Origin of the sequence: Endozoicomonas numazuensis, from assembly GCF_000722635.1 — a bacterium.
GTDB classification, from domain to species: Bacteria; Pseudomonadota; Gammaproteobacteria; order Pseudomonadales; family Endozoicomonadaceae; genus Endozoicomonas_A; species Endozoicomonas_A numazuensis.
This window is the reverse complement of sequence record NZ_JOKH01000006.1, coordinates 133468-134653: the sequence shown is the minus strand read 5'-3', so window position 1 is coordinate 134653 and position 1186 is coordinate 133468. Positions and strand designations below refer to the sequence as shown.

Genomic DNA, 1186 nt, shown 5'->3' with positions numbered 1-1186 from the left:
AATTTTGGCTGTGTTTATGTGGATGAAGGTTGTCCAGAAGATCTGTGTAAAGACCCGAACCCTGATTGCTCCGAGTTCCCCTTTGCCCAGCAGCTGGTTCAGGGGGCAGAACAGTTCCGCAAGGCAGTCAATGACACCCGGGGCTCATTTGTGCCATCAGAAGTAACCCGCACTGAAACCTATCAGCGTGCTACCCTGCGCTGTGGCCGGGAGCTTAGTCCTTCTGTCTGCCCAGCATCCTCAACACTGAGTGCGTTAACCTCAATCCAAAACGCAGCAACCTCAACCCGAAACACAGCAGCCTCAACTCTGAACGTACAACCCTCAACTCTGACTACAACAAGCACGGCCACTACCGCTTTGACTTCTTCATCTTCTGCGGCTGTGTCGTCAGGCTCTGCTACCCTGTACACACCTGTTATTACAGTCACGCCGTCAGATGTTTCTGTGGCTCCGGTTACTTCATCAACACCTGTGGGCTCACACTCCTCGGCGGCTCGGCCTGTTGCCCTTGGCGCTTTCTCTGCTGTGACGGTTTTATTCGTAGTGATCAGATGTCTAAAATGAAAACTCACAGCCCTTTACATTATTTCCCAACAGGCCAGTGATGGCCCTCTCTACAGCCTCCCTTGTTGTCCAGAGGTTTTTTTATGTATTTTTGCCGTCTTTTTGCTTTATCAGCACTCCTTCTGCATGGAGCTGGTACAGAGGCCGAGCTGATTGATTCGGAGCCTGAAGTTGAGCTGTTTTCTGCTCACCTCGGGCCACGGTATTTTGCCAGATCGCCTTTTTATGGTGCATTGCTTTTTTTTAATTTGTGGTGGGTGAATGATGGCCCTGCCTCTCTTACTTGCTTTGCAAGTTTTGCTCACGAAAGCCTTAGCTACTCTGACTTAAAGTACGGGGTGGCTAATGCTGCTCGAACCACATTTCGGCTTGACACCCACTTTAACAGTGGCCTTTACTTTCATTTTGACAGTCAGGCTTACCGCAGGATCGACCGTTATCAAGCCAAAAATCCCAACTGCAACAATTCCTACCGAGCCTGCTTAAGACTAAGCAGTATCAGTGTAGGCATACTCCACAATCATAATTCTCCAACCTCTGTTGTTTGCCTCTCAGAGATGCCCATGTTTAAACAGCTGGTAATTAACACCAAAACGGATCAACTGGGAGATCATGATTG

General features: G+C 49.1%; 2 protein-coding genes. Both read left to right on the top strand.

Annotated features, from left to right (window positions below):
• Positions 1 to 567, top strand: a 567-nt coding sequence (locus GZ78_RS30440; RefSeq protein WP_236631644.1) for a hypothetical protein, incomplete at its 5' end; no start/stop codon positions are given.
• An 83-nt stretch (positions 568 to 650) separates the two neighbouring features.
• The coding region (locus tag GZ78_RS30435) for a hypothetical protein (protein ID WP_034840769.1) at positions 651 to 1186 on the top strand (536 nt) is incomplete at its 3' end.